Origin of the sequence: uncultured Bradyrhizobium sp., assembly GCF_936928535.1 — a bacterium.
GTDB lineage: Bacteria > Pseudomonadota > Alphaproteobacteria > Rhizobiales > Xanthobacteraceae > Bradyrhizobium.
This window is the reverse complement of the sequence record NZ_CAKZHY010000093.1, coordinates 42,485-57,344: the sequence shown is the minus strand read 5'-3', so window position 1 is coordinate 57,344 and position 14,860 is coordinate 42,485. Positions and strand designations below refer to the sequence as shown.

Here is a 14,860-nt window from a genome sequence, read left to right as displayed (position 1 = left end):
TGATGATTGAAATTTCGTGTTACTCGACTTTTGATTAGAGTTCGATGCAAGCGAGGCAGCCTCGCTTACTGATATGCCGCTATTTCCCATGAATAGTTCCGGAAGTGCATCTCCGTGGGACTCGTATGGCTGTAATGCAAAATCGCTCTATGGTTGTAAATTGACTCAGTCTGATAACAGGCATCAACTCTCGTTCGCGCATCGAGTTATGGAGCTGCTTCGGCAATAGTCGAATCCGCTCTGCGGAGTTGGTGCAATCGCGTCGCGTTCGGCCCTTGAAGAGCGGGAGCGGAGCTATGTCTCGACCGGCCACCTGCCGGACCCGGACACAGTGCAGTCGCTGGTGAACGAGGCGCAACGCCGCTTCATATCAAATCGGGATGGTGGGAACTCGCAGGTCTATCCGGCGCTTGCCCGGGTGCCGAGCGAGTTGTTCGGCGTCTGAGTCGTCGGCACCAATGGCCGCATCTACGGCGCCGGAGACGTCGACTTCGAATTTTCTATCATGAGCGTGTCAAAGCCGTTCCTGTTTGCGCTGGTCTGCGAGACGATCGGGCCGGAGGAGGCGCGTGCGAAGCTCGGCGCCAACGCGACCGGGCTTCCATTCAATTCGCTAGCCGCGATCGAGCAGGGTGGCGGTCGCACCAATCCAATGGTCAATGCTGGCGCGATTGCGACAACCAGCCTCGCGCCGGGCGCGACGGCCGAAGCACGATGGACCTTCATTCATGATGGTCTGTCGCGGTTTGCCGGTCGCGCGCTGCCGCTCAATGAAGAGGTCTATGCGTCAGCGTCACAGACCAATTTCCGCAATCGCAGCATCGCGCGGCTACTGGAGAGTCGCGGAAGCCGTCCGCGTCTCGCCGAGGCGCGGCTGCGCGCGCTGAAGATCGGGCTGTTGATTATGGCGGGTCTTGCGCTGATCGCGATCATTCCGGCGGGCCGGCTGCCGAACTATCTTCCGGGCGAGATTCCGAGCGACGAGGCCGCTGCAAAAACGTGAGTTCGAAGGGGGGCGGGGACCTGGAAGGAGTATGCCATGAGTGAGACGGACCGCCGCGGTGCGCTTCGTATCGTGTTCGGAGGCGTGATCCTCACGGGGGCAGGCGTGAGCCTGTTGCCGAAGGACGCCGTAGCCTTGACTGACGCGACGCCAACCAATCGTCCAGCGCCGCTCGAGCGTGAAGAGGCGGGTCGCGCCTATGCGCAATGGACTGCCCAATCGAGCCGCCCGCAGCCTCCGGCGCATCGCCCGCCTCATCGTCCGCCCCATCGGCCGCCGGCGCGACCGCCGTCATGGCATCGGCGGCGTCGGCGCTGGGTGTGCTGGTGGCATCGTGGCCGCCGTCATTGCGGCTGGCGTTGGCATTAACCGAGGGAGCATGTCATGACGACTTACGATCATAGTGCGCCGATCGGGGCGACCAACCTTCCGCAACCGCCTCGCTGGGTCTGCGTGCTGCTGGGTCTCTTCATGGTGTTCACGGGACTGATGGTGCTGGGCGACGTGGCCTTCTTCACCGTGGTCAGCGCGCTGTTCATCGGCTGGATGGCGATCGCCGCGGGCGCCTTCGAGATCTTTCACGCCTTCTGGACCAAGGGCTGGGGCGGCTTTGTCTGGCAGCTGGTGCTCGGCATTCTCTACATTGCCTTCGGCATCATCCTCGTCAGCCAGCCGCTGACCGGCGCGCTGCTGCTCACCTATGTGCTTGGCCTCGCGCTCCTGGTCTCCGGAATAGTCCGCATGCTGATCGGCATCGGCCGCTGGCAGCAGGGCGGCGGGATCATGCTGGCGTCAGGCCTGTTCGGCGTGCTCGCCGGTCTCATCATCCTCACGGGCTTTCCGATGACGGGGCTCTGGGTGCTGGGCATGCTGCTCGGCATTGATCTGCTCTCCCACGGTATCGGCTGGCTGATCTTCGCCTGGCGACCTGTCGCGGCGGCTGCATAGCGGCACCCCAGCGCGGAGATTGAATGTGTCCGGATTGTGTGGGCGGGCCGGCGATGTGCTGATCATGAAGAACGGCAAGATCTACAAGAAATATCCTGCCACGTTGCGCGGGGTGGGACTGCGATTCCGAGAGGCGCGTGCGCCTCCCGGCGGGAGTTGCGTTAGCGCCAGCGGGCTGTCACTGTCTTTGTTGTAGAAGCAGGCCTTGCTTTTGGCACGATGGCGACATCGCCACCGCGGCCGAGCACCAGGATCTCGGTGACGTCGCGATCCACCTTGATCACATAATTGTAGCCGTCGAGCAGCCGCGCCATGACTTGCGACAGCGTGCCGGAATAGCTGCCGCTGACCTCGCTCATGAGCGGCACCGCCGAACGGACCTTCACCGCGAACAGCTGATCGAAACGCGCCAGCACAGCGGCAAGGCTGTCGCCGCTCGCCTGCAGTTGCAAGGCTCGTGGGTCGCCGTCGACGCGAATGTCGGCTTTCGCCGGGGCGATCAGGCCGCAGGCGAGACTTATAGCGACCGCCAGAACGGCATGGCGGTCGCGCGGGGGGGAAGGGCGATCAGCCACGACTAGTGATTGCCGTTGCCTCGATCGTCATCGTCATCGTCGTGCTTGAGCTTGATGTAGATTCGCGAGCGATGGCAGATCCGCGGCTCGACATCGCCGTTGGAGTAGGTGTGTGTTTCCACGGCTGTCGTCACATGCGCTGCCGTCAGCGTTTTGCCGTCCTCCGAGATCATGCCCGTGATTGGCGGGATCGCGTCGACCGTCGAGGTCTGGCCGGTCCGCGGCCCGGTCAGGTGCGTCTCGGTGTAGCTGCCCGGCACCATGGTGCTGGTCCAGGTCCCGTCCTCGTTGACGGTGTAGGTGAAGGAGAAGCTGAAATCGGCGGAGCCGGCGGCGGGCGGGAAGTGTGGGAAGCCGCCGGGGCCGGGGGTGGGACGTATGGTGACGCCGACGACCGTGCCTTTCACGGTGCCGGTACCGTTACCGTTGAACTTGCGGATGCCTTCCACCGCGAACGAGGTGGCGAAGGCATCGGTCGAGGAACCCGGCACGGCGTCATTCGGGCGCAGATTGGCCTGGAATCCCGCATTCGGCAGCGCAATGCCGGGCGTTGGGTTGGGAAGCGGTGATCCGTTCGGGTCGCCGACATGACCGGGCGCGACCAGGCATTCGGCTGATCCCGTGAAGCCGTAGGATCCTTTCAGCCTGGGACCATCGAAATCGGCTGACGCCGGGCCGACGCCAGCAAGCAAACCAAGAACGACAAGGCTGCCGGCCAAATCAAAGCGTGAATTGAATTGCATGGAGTCCTCCTCAATGAATTTTCCGAGTGCCTGAGCGGAAAAACGCCTGGTGATATCGCTACCCACGGCGTCGCGGACGCGGTGCCCTCTGACGATCGTGCCCGGATGCTGCAGCGCTTCCAAAAATCGGCTTCCCGCGCTGTCGCACCTCGAGACTCAAAACACTGCGGCAGGCGCCGTCACGGGACTGCAAAAAAAAACGTGAAACGGACCCTGGTTATGTGACCTATTCGACTTGTTCTCGCTGGCAGCGCTCGTAGGATCGCATGAAAAGAGCGGGTCAACCGTCGCCAGGGGAGGGAGTCGGTGTGAGCCCGCAAATGACATCGCGCAGCACCATGCGATTGCGGCTGCTTGGCCGCCTCGTCGTGAGCTCGCTTGACGACCCGCCCGTTCCGATTGCGCTGCCGACGCGCAAGTCTGGCGCTCTGCTTGCCTATCTCGCGATGAGCCGCGACTATGCGGCCCAGCGCGAAGAACTCGCGACGCTGTTGTGGGGGGACTGTTCGGACCAGCAGGCCCGGCAAAGCCTGCGGCAGGCGCTTGCGCTGCTGCGCAAGCATCTTGGCCCGTCGCTCGTGATCGCCGACGCGGGGGTAGTGCGGCTCGACGGCGAGCTGTGGTCGATCGACGCGCGCGAATTCGAGCAGCTCTCGCGATCAACCCAGGCCGCGGAGCTTGCGCTTGCCGCTCGTCTGTTGACCGGCGACTTTCTCGCCGGTCATCACATTGACGAGGAAGGGATCGAGGAGTGGGTGGACGGTCAGCGAGCGCGACTTCAGCTTGCTGCGGCGCATCTCTGCGCGACATTTGTCGAACGCCCTGATCTCGTCGCAGATCCCAACGACGCGATCGCAGCGGTCGAGCAGCTCGTCGCGCTCGATCCGCTGCGCGAGGATTTCCAGCGGCTCGCGATCGCGCTTTATGCGCGCTATCACGGCCGGCACGAGGCGCTGACCCGCGCCGCCGGATTCGCCGATCTGTTGCAGCGCGAGCTCGGCGTCGGCCCCGAGAAGGCGACGCGCGCGATGCTCGACGGCTTGCGCTCCGGCGCTGCCGAAGCCGACCGCGTGGCTGACGTCGATTGCGCGGCAGCGCCGGTTCTTCCCATCTCGAATGCGCCGCCCTTGGAGGCGGTGGTTGCGGCGGGACGCAAAGAGAGCGCGCGCTGGCAATTGGCGAGAAAGATGGCGACGGGATTCGGCTTGGTGCTGGTCCTGACCCTGGGCGCGCTGTTCGAGCTGCGCGCCCGTCAGCAAACAGACATCACGGAACTTGTCGCCGGGCCGTCCGCCGAGACCGGGGATTCCTGGCGTTCGCCGTCCTCAGGCGGTGATGCAATGCTTCCGAATGGCCTCGTGCCGATCGTGGTGCTGCCCTTCACGACGCTGGGCGTCGCGGACGACCATCTCCAGCTCACGGCCGACATGTTGACGGACGATCTCACCAACACGCTCTCCCGCCTGCCGTCTTTCCGCGTGATCTCGCAGCAAACAGCACGCAGCTTCGCCGGTCAGGCGATCGATGTCGGCAGGCTCGGCCACGAGTTGAAGGTCCGCTACGTGCTCGAAGGCAGCGTCCGGCGGCAGGAGGAGGGGGTGCGTGTCAATGTCGAGCTGGTCGATCCGACGAGCCGGCTGTCGATCTGGAGCACGCGGATCGAACGCGACGGTGCCGATCGGCAGGGCTTGCGGGACGAGATTGTCGCGCGGCTCGCCCGCGAGCTCCAGTTCGAGATGCTGCCGATCGAGAGCTCGCGCCTGTCGCAGAGCTCGGATGCCGCCGCGCTCGCCTATCGCGGCTGGGCCGCGCTGTCGGAAGTCCGTCTTGAAGGCTATCGCCAGGCGCTGACGCTGTTTCAGGGCGCGTTGGAGAAGGAGCCGCAGAATCTGCGCGCGCTCACGGGCATCGGCGCCTATCACGCTGCTGGATACCGACTCGATGGCGCATCGCAAGATGGCGATCGAAATCCTGCGCCGGGTGCTGGAACGCGATCCCGACTCGAGCAATGCGCATTTCTACCTCGCGCTCGCGCTCAACACGTTGCCGACCCTGCCGGAGGCGATGGAGCATCTGGAGCGCGCGATCAGGATCGACCCCAGCGATGCCAGCGCGCATGCGCAGATCGGCAACGGGCTGATCCGTTCGGGCCGCCCCGCCGAGGGGCTCGCGCATGTGCGTTACGCGATGCGGCTTAGCCCGCGCGATCCGATCATGCCGATCTGGCTGGAGTTTGCCGGCAATGGCGAGCTTGAATTGAAGAGATATCAAGAGGCCATCACGCTGTTCAAACGTTCGGTCGCACTCAACCCGCGCTATCCTCGTGGCTGGGCCGGACTGACCGCGGCCTATGCGCTGGAAGGGGAGGTGGAGCAGTCGCACCGGATGGCGGAGAGGCTCAGGATGTTCGCGCCATCGCTGGACAACAAGGGCCTCGCCACCCAATTCGGCCGCCATCCCGGCTCGGCCTTGCGCGCCGGCCTGCAACTCGCTCTCGCCGCTCCGGCAGACCGCTAGCGCAGGGAACAGAAAGCCTCAAAAAAGTTGCGGCCAGGCTTTGGGGGAAGCCTGGCCGCGCGCGAACCGGTCTGGGACGGGGAGGGGTGGGGATGCGACCGGGTCGCGTAACTCGTTCGTTGTCTCTACTGATCTCTGGCGCTGGCGGTCGAAACCGCCGGCTTGGTATCGCCAAGCGAGACCCAGACGTTGGGATCGCTCTGCGACTGCCGCTTGACGAAGCGGTAGCCGGTCTCCGTCCAGGCGACGACGTTCTCATTCTGATTGTCGAGAACGAACTCGCCCTTGTCGGTCTTCACCGTCAGCACCGCGTGTCCTTCGCCCTTCTTGTCGCGCACGACGGTGATGAGCAGGGCCTCGCGGGGCCATCCGGCATCCATCAGCATCTTGCGCTTCAACAGCACGTAGTCTTCGCAATCGCCGTAGCCGTCTGATGGCAACGACCACTTCTCGACGACGCCCCAGTGCTCCTGGTCGGTCAAAGGCTTGATCGTCTCGTTGACCCAGCGATTGACCTTGGTCAGGTCGCGCCACGCGGTCTGCGACATCACGATATCGCGTGCCTGCGTCGGTCCGCTCTGACACTGAGCGGCGTTCTCTGCACAAAACTCGACCCAGCCGATCGGCGCACGCGTGGTGTCGCCGAGGCTCGCGTAGAGCAGACGGCTTTCGCCTGCCTGCACCGTCGCGTTGATTCCGAACAGCATGGCGGCGAGCGCCAGTGCCTTTCCCTGTCCCCTGAAGTCCAACATTGCGGCCCCCGTTTCTTGTTGGGACCACATTTCGCACGGAGCTTTTGAGTTGCCGCTAAGTCAGCCAAGTCAAGTCGAGACGAATACAAGTAAAACTGGCGGCGAATTCGATTTATACTTGAATAGAAATCGACTAAAATTTGAGAATACTGCAATTGATTAAAATTGTAGCGATTAACGCGGAAACGCTGACGGAACCGCTGGTTGGGTGTGTGAACAGGCCGCGCGTTAACCGCCTGCGGCCGCAGCGAGACGCGAAAAAGGCGGCATCTGCATCGCAGAGACCGCCTTCAGGGCTGGAAAAACAGGGGGTTTGGCGCCGTCGCGCTTTACCGCGCGGTAACGCTCTCTTCGAGTGTCTCGATCGGCTGTTCGTGCATGAACTCGAGCGCGAAGCCGTCTTCGAGGTTTCGGACCACGCGGCCCTGCACCCGGCCGAGCAGAACGATCGATTTCAGCGGCGGACGGTTCTCGGCGGCAATCGCCGCGCCCGACAGCGACAGGTCGATGATGCGGCAGGTCATCTTGGTGCCGTCCTCGAGCGTCAGCACCGCGATCGGGTTGCGCGGGATGATACGGTCGTGGCGGCGATCTTCCGGCAAATTGAGGATGTCGCGGTTGGCGAGCCAGGTCAGCTGGGCCGCGAGCTTGTCGCGCTTGCGCGGCGTCGCGCCCACCGTCATGGCGAAGCCGTTGTCGATGATCCGGGTGATCTTGCCCTCGACCCGGCCGATATGGTCGAGATAGGCGACCACGCGGTCGCCGACATTGCCGATGCCGGGGGCGAGCAGCGCAAGGCCGCCCGGCGACATGTTGATCACCTGGCAGGGGAATTCACGGCGATCCGGCAGCATGTAACGGCCGAGCAGGTGCACCTTCACCCGCTGGAAACGCCGACGTTCCTCGGCGGCCGGAAGAAATTTTTTGTTCGCCAACGCCATTTTCACAACCCGACCCCCCGCCTGGCGGAGTCCGAGACGACCCTAAGGCGCATAGGGTTAATGCCGCGTTATGATTTGGCGCGGCGACAACGGACGGACACAATGCGTTCAAAAAGCCACACCCGCGGGCTGCATCCCGGTGTTTCCGGATCGGAGAGCCGCCGCAGTCCCAGCCGGCGACCGTGCCGCCCCTAGGCCTTCCTGGTCGCGCGCCGATAGAGCAATCCCAGCAGCGCCAGCAGCACCGCGGCCGACAACCCCAGCGACCAGTGGATGCCGATCGCCGCACCAAAGACGCCGACGGTAATACCGCTGAAGGCCCTCATGCCAAGTCCCGCCATATTATAGAGACCAACGACACGGCCGCGCATGTCGGCCGGCGCATTCAACTGCACCAGTGCCTGGGCCATGGTGTTGAACGACAGCTCGAAGAAGCCCGCGCAGAACAGCAGCACGATCGCAACGGGATAGATCTGCACCGCGGCAAAGCCGAGCAGCGCCACGCTCCAGAGCATCGCGAGCGTGATCGCGGTGCTCGGCGTGCCCTTCAATCGGCCCCAGGATTCCAGCGCGATGCCGGCGAGCAGCGCGCCGGCGGCATCGGCCGCGAGCAGCACGCTGTAGGACACGCCGGGATCGCCATGGCCGAGATCGCCGGCAAAGCCCGGCATCTGCGCGTGATAGGCGTTGCCGATCATGAAGGAGGTGAGGCCGGCAAGCCATGTCATCGCCGTCAGCACCGGCTGTGTGCCGATGGCGCGGATCGTCAGCAGGATGTCGGCAAAGCCGCGCACGGCAAAGCGCCGCACGGCGATGCTGCCGTCGCGCACCGGGGCCCAGAACAGCCACAGCAGCATCGGCAAATAGAACAGAGTGTTGAAGATGATGCCGTGCGAGGTGCCGAGCGTCAGCATGATGAGGCCGCCTACCGCAGGCCCCACGAGGATGCCGAGATAGCGCGCCATCGCATTCAGCCGCACCGCGCTCGGAAGGTCGGCCGGACCGACGAGATCGTAGAGCAGAAGCTGGTTCGGCGTCTGCCACAGCACGCCGGCGCAGCCGTGGATCACCAGCAGGAGCATCGCGTGCCACATCTGGATCGTGTCGGTGATGAAGAAGAAGCCCCAGCCGGCGGAGGCCACGATGAACAGCAGCATGCCGCACTGGATGATGCGGCGCGGATCGAACCGGTCGGCCAGCCCGCCGACCACGACCGAGAACAGCAGGAACGGCAGCCAGTGCGACAGCACGGCAAAGCCACCCAGCGTCGGCGAGTGGAATTTCTGGAACACCACCCAATAGCTGATCACATGCTCGATATTGTCGGCCATCATCGCCAGCACATAGGCGATGAACTGCAACCTGTAAGGCACGGACTTCATGGCCGCGAACGAACCGGACGCGGCCAAGGGATTCTGGGGGAGGGGGTTCAAGCGATCACCTTGGCAGGATTGCGCCCGAGGCGCCTGTAGTCTGGATGGAGCGCAGCGCAAGCTGTGGCCATTTTCCCGCATTGCGCTGTGCTTCATGCGGGCTACGACGCGCTGCCGCGGTTGGCATCTTGCCGAACCTCACATACGCTCCGTCAGAGCCCACACAATCATTCAACACAAGACGGGCCGCGAGGAAACAGCCATGGATTCAATCCGCGTATGCACTCACGCCGGACCGGGCTCGGAGCCCGTGATCAAGACGGTGCCGTGGCCGAAGGTCGGCAAGAAGGCCGCGCTGATCAAGATCGGGGCGTGCGGTGTCTGCGGCACTGATCTGCATATCCTGAAAGGTCACTGGCCGAAGCCGCTGCCGTGGCCGTTCACCCTCGGTCACGAGCTCGGCGGTGTCATCGTCGAATGCGGCGAGGAATTCACCGAGGATTTCATGAGCAAGCCGCTCAAGGTCGGATCAAAGGTGATGATCCCGCCGCTGATGCCGTGCGGCCGCTGCTATTACTGCATCCATTATCCGCAGACAGCGAACAAATGCCTGACGCCTGTCTATTACGGTCGCTATCTCGGCTTCGACAAGGCGCCGCATATGTGGGGCGGCTGGGCCGAATATGTCTATGTCGATCTCGACATGCTGCCGGGCACCAAGATCTACAAATTGCCCGATGACATGTCGCTGCGTCTCGGTGCGCTGTCGGAGCCGCTGACCTCCTGCATCCGTGCCTTCAACCGCGCGACCCGCGCTGGCGGATTCACCTGGGCCGATACGGTGGTGATCCAGGGCTCGGGCCCGATCGGCATTTTGGCGGTCGCGGCGGCAAAAGAAATGGGGGCAGGGCGCGTGATCTGCGTCGGCGCACCGGAGGAGCCGCGGCTCAAGCTCGCGCGTGAGTTCGGCGCGGAAGCCACCGTGAACATCGAGGAGATCAAATCGCCGCAGGAGCGCATCACGCGTGTCCGCGAGATCGTCGGCGGCTTCGGTGCTGATCTCGTGATGGATTGCTCGGGCCACCCGACCGCCGGCCCCGAAGGCATCGAGATGCTGCGCGACAGCGGCACCTATGTCGAAATGGGCCAGTTCACCGACGCCGGTTCGATCGAGACCTCCTGGCACCGTATCTGCACCAAGGACCTCAACGTGCTCGGCTCGTGGGGCTTTACCGGCAACGACCTGCCGCTCGGCGTCGATATGCTCTACCGCACCCGCGACAAATACCCGTGGCTGAAGATGCAGACGATCTATCCGTTCACCGAGCAGGGTGTGGCGCAGGCGGTCAAGGATGCGATGGCGATGAAGACGGTGAAATCGACCATCGTGCCGTGGCCGGAATTGGTGGAATGATTGTAGCCCGGATCGAGCGCCACGCAATCCGGGGCCGCCGATCCCGCATTCCGCTGTTACTCCATGCGGGCTACGCGTCAGAGTTGGAATAAACGAGACCATGGCAAACGAACCCAACCGTACCCGCTCGCCCTTCAGCGCCATCCGTGCGATCGACTACACCGTCATCTTCGTGCGCGACATGGCCGCGATGCGCCGCTTCTACGAGGACGTGATCGCCTTGTCGCTGCTGCGCGAACTATCGCCGAACTGGATCGAGTACGGGATAGGAAGCAACACGCTGGCATTGGCGCGACCAAGCCGCACGGCCTCTGATGCGCCGACACCGGCAGGGAGTGCCTCGCTGCAACTGGCTTTCAAAGTCTCCCCAGCCGACGTTGACGCCTGCGCCGAGGAACTCGTGCGGCAGGGCGTTGAGCTTCTGTCGCCACCGACGAACCAGCCGTTCGGGCATCGCACGCTGTTTTTCAGGGATCCTGATGGCAATCTGCTTGAAATCTACGCCGAGATCTAAGTCAGGTCAGGTCGCCTGCCCAAAAAGTTCCACAGGGAATCCACGAGAAATTCACCTTGAGGCGAAACTTAAGCCCGGTCTCCGGCTTTTGGTTCACGGGAGAGTGCATCGTGAAGCGAATCCTGAGACCCGTCACCTATATCCTCGCCGCCATCTACTTCCTGGTGGATGCGGTCTTCATGGCCGTCGCACGGCCGATTTCGCGTTGGCTTGAACGGAATCTGGAATTCAAGCGGCTGCGCGCCTGGATCAGGTCGCTGCCACCCTATCCGTCGCTCGCGCTGTTTTCGGTGCCGGTGATCATCCTTGAGCCGATCAAGCCGCTGGCAGCATACCTCGTTGCAACAGGTCAGTTCCTCAGCGGTATGGCGGCGTTTGTCGGTTGCGAGCTGCTCAAGCTCGTGCTGGTCGAGCGCCTGTTTCACCTGACGCGCGACAAGCTGATGCGGATCCCGGCTTTCGCCTGGACCTACGGCAAGTTCATGGAGATGAAGGCGTGGTTGCAGGCGACCGAAGCCTGGCGCGCTATCCGCGCCGTCAGTCGCGTGGCCAAAGAATTTGTGGTGCGGGCGAAGGCAAGGCTGGCCGGCAGCTCCGGCAGGCTCGTGCCATCAAGGGATTAGATCAGCGCCTGCTATGCGAGTTTGCGCGACGCGGCCGTCGCCTTGTCGCCCGTGTTCGGCGTGCCGATCGGTTCGATCAGCATCAGATGAACCTCCTCGCGTGCCACCGGACGATGCTCGACCCCCTTGGGCACCACGTAGAGCTCGCCGGGGCGGAGCGTCACGGTGCGGTCCCGCAACTCGATGTCGAGCGTACCCTTCAGGACGAGAAAGAAATCATCGGTGTCGTCGTGCTTGTGCCAGGTGAATTCGCCCTTCACCTTCACCACCATCACGTCGCAATCGTTGAAGGTCGTGACTGTGCGTGGCGACCAGTGGTCATTGAAGGTCGCGAGCTTGTCGGCGAGCGATATGCTGTCGGCCATGTTTCACCTGTTATTTCGCTCTCACGCGAGCTGCTATTTCACGTATCCGGCCAACATGGCTTGTGCCCATTCCGGACGGTTGTTGGCAAGAGCACGCGCTGATGCCGCCTCCCAGTCATATTCCAGGGCCAACAGCTCGACCTGCCAGCCTCTTTTTCGCTGTGTGATGATCGCATAGCGGGCATGGGGCGAGCGGTGTTCCAGCTTGGCCGCAAAAGGAATGTCCGCGAACACCGGGCACCCAACGCTGCCCGGATTGACAACCAGGCACTCATTCGGTCCATGAACGGCCGCTTGGCGGTGGCTGTGGCCGCACAGGACCACGCGCGCCATCGGCTCGCTGGCGAGGCGCGATTCCAGCACGTCGCGGCGAGCTGGCACGAAGCGGCCGTCGTCGAGCGATTCCTCCAGCAGGCACGCCGTATCGTTGTCAGGCGTGCCATGGCAGGCGAGGATTCCGTTCTCAAGCCGTAGCTGCGGAGGCAGCTTATGGAGCGCGAGGCGCTGCTCCGCCGTCAACGCGTTGCGCGCGTACCTGCCTGCAGGAGAGAGCTTTTCTTCCGGAAACTCCTCGATCCAGCGGTCGTGGTTACCGCGCACGGTCGGCAAGGCGAGTGATTGCAGCGCTTCGTACGTTTCTCTCGGCCACAACGGGCTGGTGACGCAATCACCGAGGTTGACAGTCTTGTCGACACCACGCGCCTTGATGTCGGCCAGCACGGCTTCCAAAGCAGCAAGGTTGCCGTGAATGTCGGAAATGACCGCCAATCGCATCGTTGTGCTCCTACCAATCTCTGCCCGACCTTAGTCCACTTGTCGCGTCATTGGTGCATCCTTGGTACGTCCGATTCAGGCGAGAAAGCTGCAAAACTCCGCCGTTCGGCCGAAAAGAGCGCCAAAAGAGCCGGGCCGAGCCTCCCAAACCCGTTCACCCTGTCGCCAATGCCATGCATCAAAGCCATGGCGATTTGGCCGCATCTGGCGTAAAGAGCGTCCAAATCAAAATCATCATGGGTGTGACCGGGCCTTCTGCAGCGATTGCAGGGTCGGGCCCCTCGGCTTTCCGTTCCGCGCCCGGACCAACCAAGGTTTTCCATTCCGTGTCTTTTCCGGCCCTGACCCCGCCGCTCGCCCGTGCGTTGGCCGAGCGTAATTACGATTCACCGACACCTGTTCAGCTCGCCGTGCTCGGCGAGGATGCGGTCGACCGCGACCTCTTGGTGTCGGCGCAAACAGGCTCGGGCAAGACCGTCGCTTACGGTCTTGCCATGGCCAGGGACCTTCTGGGCGACGCCGAGCGGTTCGCACAAGCCGCGGCGCCTCTGGCGCTGATCGTCGCGCCGACCCGCGAACTCGCCCTGCAGGTCCAGCGCGAGCTCATCTGGCTTTATGAGCATGCGCGGGCGCGTGTCGTTTCCTGCGTCGGTGGCATGGACCCGCGCCGGGAGCAGCGGGAGCTGGCCGCGGGCGCGCATATCGTCGTCGGCACGCCCGGCCGCCTGTGCGATCATTTGCGGCGGGGCCGCCTCGACATATCCGAACTGAAGGTCGTCGTGCTCGACGAGGCCGACGAGATGCTCAATCTCGGCTTTCGCGAGGACATGGAATTCATCCTCGAGACCACGCCGGAGACGCGCCGCACGCTGCTGTTCTCGGCGACGTTCCCGCGCGGCATCGTGGCGTTGGCCAAACAGTACCAGCAGGACGCGTTTCGGATCGAGGTCGCGGGCGACGAGGGCGGTCACGCCGACATCGAGTATCGCGCCATCCGGGTCGCACCCGGTGACGTCGAGCATGCCGCCGTCAACGTGCTGCGCTTCTACGAGGCACCGAGCGCGCTGGTGTTCTGCAATACGCGCGATGCCGTCAGGCATTTGCAGGCAGCGCTGCTGGAGCGCGGTTTTTCCGTGGTGGCTCTGTCAGGTGAGTTGACGCAGAACGAGCGCACTTTGGCGCTCCAGTCGCTCCGGGACGGGCGCGCCCGCGTTTGCGTCGCGACCGACGTTGCCGCGCGCGGCATCGACCTGCCGAGCCTCGACCTCGTCATTCACGCCGATCTGCCGAACGATCCGGAGGTTATGCAACATCGCTCAGGCCGCACCGGGCGCGCCGGCCGCAAGGGCGTCAGCGTTCTGCTGGTGCCGCCGATACGACGGCGGCGTGCCGAGGTATTGTTAAATCTGTCTGGCATCGAGGCGAATTGGGGCACGGCGCCGCAGGCGGATGAGATCCGCAAGCTCGATCATGAGCGCATGAAGGACGTGTTGTTCACTGAGGAGACAACATCGGACGATCTGGAGTTGGCGAAGGCCCTGCTGGCCGAGCGGTCAGCGGAAGATATCGCCGCCGCGCTCGCGCGGCTTTACCGCGCGCGGCTGCCGTCGCCGGAAGACATCATCGATCCGGGCGAACGAAGCAATCGGCCGCGTGACGATCGTCATCGCGCCGCGCACGGCGATGATCGCTCCGAGCGGCCTCGCGCCAAGTCGGGGAAGTCGTCGGCGAAGCACGTCATGGGGGAGCCGACGGTCTGGTTCCGGGCCGCCATCGGCCGTCGCAAGAATGCCGAAGCGCGGTGGCTGCTACCGATGATCTGCCGCCGCGGCGGCATCGACAAGCGCGATATCGGTGCGATCAAGATCAGCGACACCACCACGGAGTTCGAGATTTCCGAGCGCGTTGCGGAAGCTTTTGCCGCCAAGGTCAAGCGACCGGACAAGGAGGACAGCATCCGGATCGAGCTGGTGACGGGCGCGCCGCAAGCGAATGCGCCGGCCGAGAAGCGCATCCGCGCTCGCGAGCGCGATGACGGTGACGACGATCAGGTTGCCCGCCGCAGCGACGATCCGTGGAACGCGAACGAGCGGAAGCCGCACGATAGGCCACGGGGAAAGCCCGAGGGCAAGCCGCACGGCAAGCCCCACGCAAAGCCTCATGACGGCGGCAAATCCGGCAAGCCGGCGTTCGGGACGAAAAACAAGAAATTCGGCAACAAATCCGGCGACGCCAAACACGCGCCATCGGTCACCGAATGGCCGGGTGCGTCGGGCAAGAAAAACAAGAAGAAGCGCCGCGGCTGAGGGGGCGCGGGG

13 protein-coding genes and 2 pseudogenes are annotated in these 14,860 nt (G+C 63.7%); 8 read left to right on the top strand and 7 right to left on the bottom strand.

Features of this window, described 5'->3' with window-relative positions; genetic code table 11:
- Positions 1-460 precede the first annotated feature (460 nt).
- A pseudogene (locus Q0687_RS15630) lies at positions 461-1,003 on the top strand (glutaminase); the annotation flags it as partial.
- Positions 1,004-1,387: 384 nt separating this feature from the next.
- A complete protein-coding gene (locus Q0687_RS15625; protein ID WP_298878191.1) occupies positions 1,388-1,951 on the top strand; it encodes an HdeD family acid-resistance protein in 564 nt (187 codons plus the stop codon).
- A 161-nt stretch (positions 1,952-2,112) separates the two neighbouring features.
- Here the strand turns inward: Q0687_RS15625 and Q0687_RS15620 are convergent, their stop codons facing one another.
- Both Q0687_RS15620 and Q0687_RS15615 read right to left on the bottom strand, forming a co-directional pair.
- Positions 2,113-2,526 (bottom strand): hypothetical protein, encoded by a 414-nt coding sequence (locus Q0687_RS15620; RefSeq protein ID WP_298878188.1) that lies wholly within the window; start codon positions 2,524-2,526, stop codon positions 2,113-2,115.
- Between the two features lie 2 nt (positions 2,527-2,528).
- Entirely contained in the window at positions 2,529-3,392 is an 864-nt protein-coding gene (locus Q0687_RS15615; RefSeq protein ID WP_298878185.1) for a hypothetical protein, read from the bottom strand.
- A 143-nt stretch (positions 3,393-3,535) separates the two neighbouring features.
- Between Q0687_RS15615 and Q0687_RS35830 the strand changes: the two are divergent.
- Positions 3,536-4,291: pseudogene (locus Q0687_RS35830) on the top strand (BTAD domain-containing putative transcriptional regulator); the annotation flags it as partial.
- Between the two features lie 919 nt (positions 4,292-5,210).
- Complete coding sequence (locus tag Q0687_RS35825; RefSeq protein WP_363323953.1) at positions 5,211-5,786, top strand: tetratricopeptide repeat protein; 576 nt, start codon at positions 5,211-5,213, stop codon at positions 5,784-5,786.
- A 125-nt stretch (positions 5,787-5,911) separates the two neighbouring features.
- Here the strand turns inward: Q0687_RS35825 and Q0687_RS15600 are convergent, their stop codons facing one another.
- From Q0687_RS15600 to Q0687_RS15590, 3 genes are all read right to left on the bottom strand, one after another.
- Positions 5,912-6,538 (bottom strand): transglutaminase-like cysteine peptidase, encoded by a 627-nt coding sequence (locus Q0687_RS15600; protein ID WP_298878176.1) that lies wholly within the window; start codon positions 6,536-6,538, stop codon positions 5,912-5,914.
- A 329-nt stretch (positions 6,539-6,867) separates the two neighbouring features.
- Positions 6,868-7,479: a PilZ domain-containing protein gene (locus tag Q0687_RS15595; protein ID WP_298878173.1), complete on the bottom strand. Its 612-nt coding sequence runs from the start codon at positions 7,477-7,479 to the stop codon at positions 6,868-6,870.
- A 191-nt stretch (positions 7,480-7,670) separates the two neighbouring features.
- A complete protein-coding gene (locus Q0687_RS15590; RefSeq protein ID WP_298878170.1) occupies positions 7,671-8,912 on the bottom strand; it encodes an MFS transporter in 1,242 nt (413 codons plus the stop codon).
- Between the two features lie 202 nt (positions 8,913-9,114).
- On the opposite strand from Q0687_RS15590, the gene Q0687_RS15585 reads away from it, so the two are divergent.
- The 3 genes from Q0687_RS15585 (at position 9,115) to Q0687_RS15575 (ending at position 11,403) form a co-directional block, all read left to right on the top strand.
- Positions 9,115-10,266, top strand: coding sequence for a zinc-binding dehydrogenase (locus tag Q0687_RS15585; protein WP_298878167.1), 1,152 nt, complete (start codon positions 9,115-9,117; stop codon positions 10,264-10,266).
- Between the two features lie 100 nt (positions 10,267-10,366).
- Entirely contained in the window at positions 10,367-10,780 is a 414-nt protein-coding gene (locus tag Q0687_RS15580) for a VOC family protein (protein WP_298878166.1), read from the top strand.
- Positions 10,781-10,890: 110 nt separating this feature from the next.
- Positions 10,891-11,403, top strand: a complete 513-nt coding sequence (locus Q0687_RS15575; protein ID WP_298878164.1) for a hypothetical protein — start codon at positions 10,891-10,893, stop codon at positions 11,401-11,403.
- An 11-nt stretch (positions 11,404-11,414) separates the two neighbouring features.
- On the opposite strand, the gene Q0687_RS15570 is transcribed toward Q0687_RS15575, so the two are convergent.
- Positions 11,415-11,768, bottom strand: a complete 354-nt coding sequence (locus Q0687_RS15570) for a cupin domain-containing protein (RefSeq protein WP_298878161.1) — start codon at positions 11,766-11,768, stop codon at positions 11,415-11,417.
- A 33-nt stretch (positions 11,769-11,801) separates the two neighbouring features.
- On the bottom strand, positions 11,802-12,542 hold the full coding sequence (locus Q0687_RS15565; protein WP_298878158.1) for a metallophosphoesterase family protein: 741 nt from the start codon (positions 12,540-12,542) through the stop codon (positions 11,802-11,804).
- Positions 12,543-12,868: 326 nt separating this feature from the next.
- On the opposite strand from Q0687_RS15565, the gene Q0687_RS15560 reads away from it, so the two are divergent.
- Positions 12,869-14,848, top strand: a complete 1,980-nt coding sequence (locus Q0687_RS15560) for a DEAD/DEAH box helicase (protein ID WP_298878157.1) — start codon at positions 12,869-12,871, stop codon at positions 14,846-14,848.
- Positions 14,849-14,860 lie beyond the last annotated feature (12 nt).

What these genes read in the sequence shown, in the direction of transcription:
- Q0687_RS15625 (WP_298878191.1), top strand. Translation starts at nt 1,388, where the DNA reads ATGACGACTTACGATCATAGTGCGCCGATCGGGGCGACCAACCTTCCG.
- Q0687_RS35825 (WP_363323953.1), top strand. Translation starts at nt 5,211, where the DNA reads ATGGCGCATCGCAAGATGGCGATCGAAATCCTGCGCCGGGTGCTGGAA.
- Q0687_RS15600 (WP_298878176.1), bottom strand. Translation starts at nt 6,538, where the DNA reads ATGTTGGACTTCAGGGGACAGGGAAAGGCACTGGCGCTCGCCGCCATG.
- Q0687_RS15595 (WP_298878173.1), bottom strand. Translation starts at nt 7,479, where the DNA reads ATGGCGTTGGCGAACAAAAAATTTCTTCCGGCCGCCGAGGAACGTCGG.
- Q0687_RS15585 (WP_298878167.1), top strand. Translation starts at nt 9,115, where the DNA reads ATGGATTCAATCCGCGTATGCACTCACGCCGGACCGGGCTCGGAGCCC.
- Q0687_RS15580 (WP_298878166.1), top strand. Translation starts at nt 10,367, where the DNA reads ATGGCAAACGAACCCAACCGTACCCGCTCGCCCTTCAGCGCCATCCGT.
- Q0687_RS15570 (WP_298878161.1), bottom strand. Translation starts at nt 11,768, where the DNA reads ATGGCCGACAGCATATCGCTCGCCGACAAGCTCGCGACCTTCAATGAC.
- Q0687_RS15565 (WP_298878158.1), bottom strand. Translation starts at nt 12,542, where the DNA reads ATGCGATTGGCGGTCATTTCCGACATTCACGGCAACCTTGCTGCTTTG.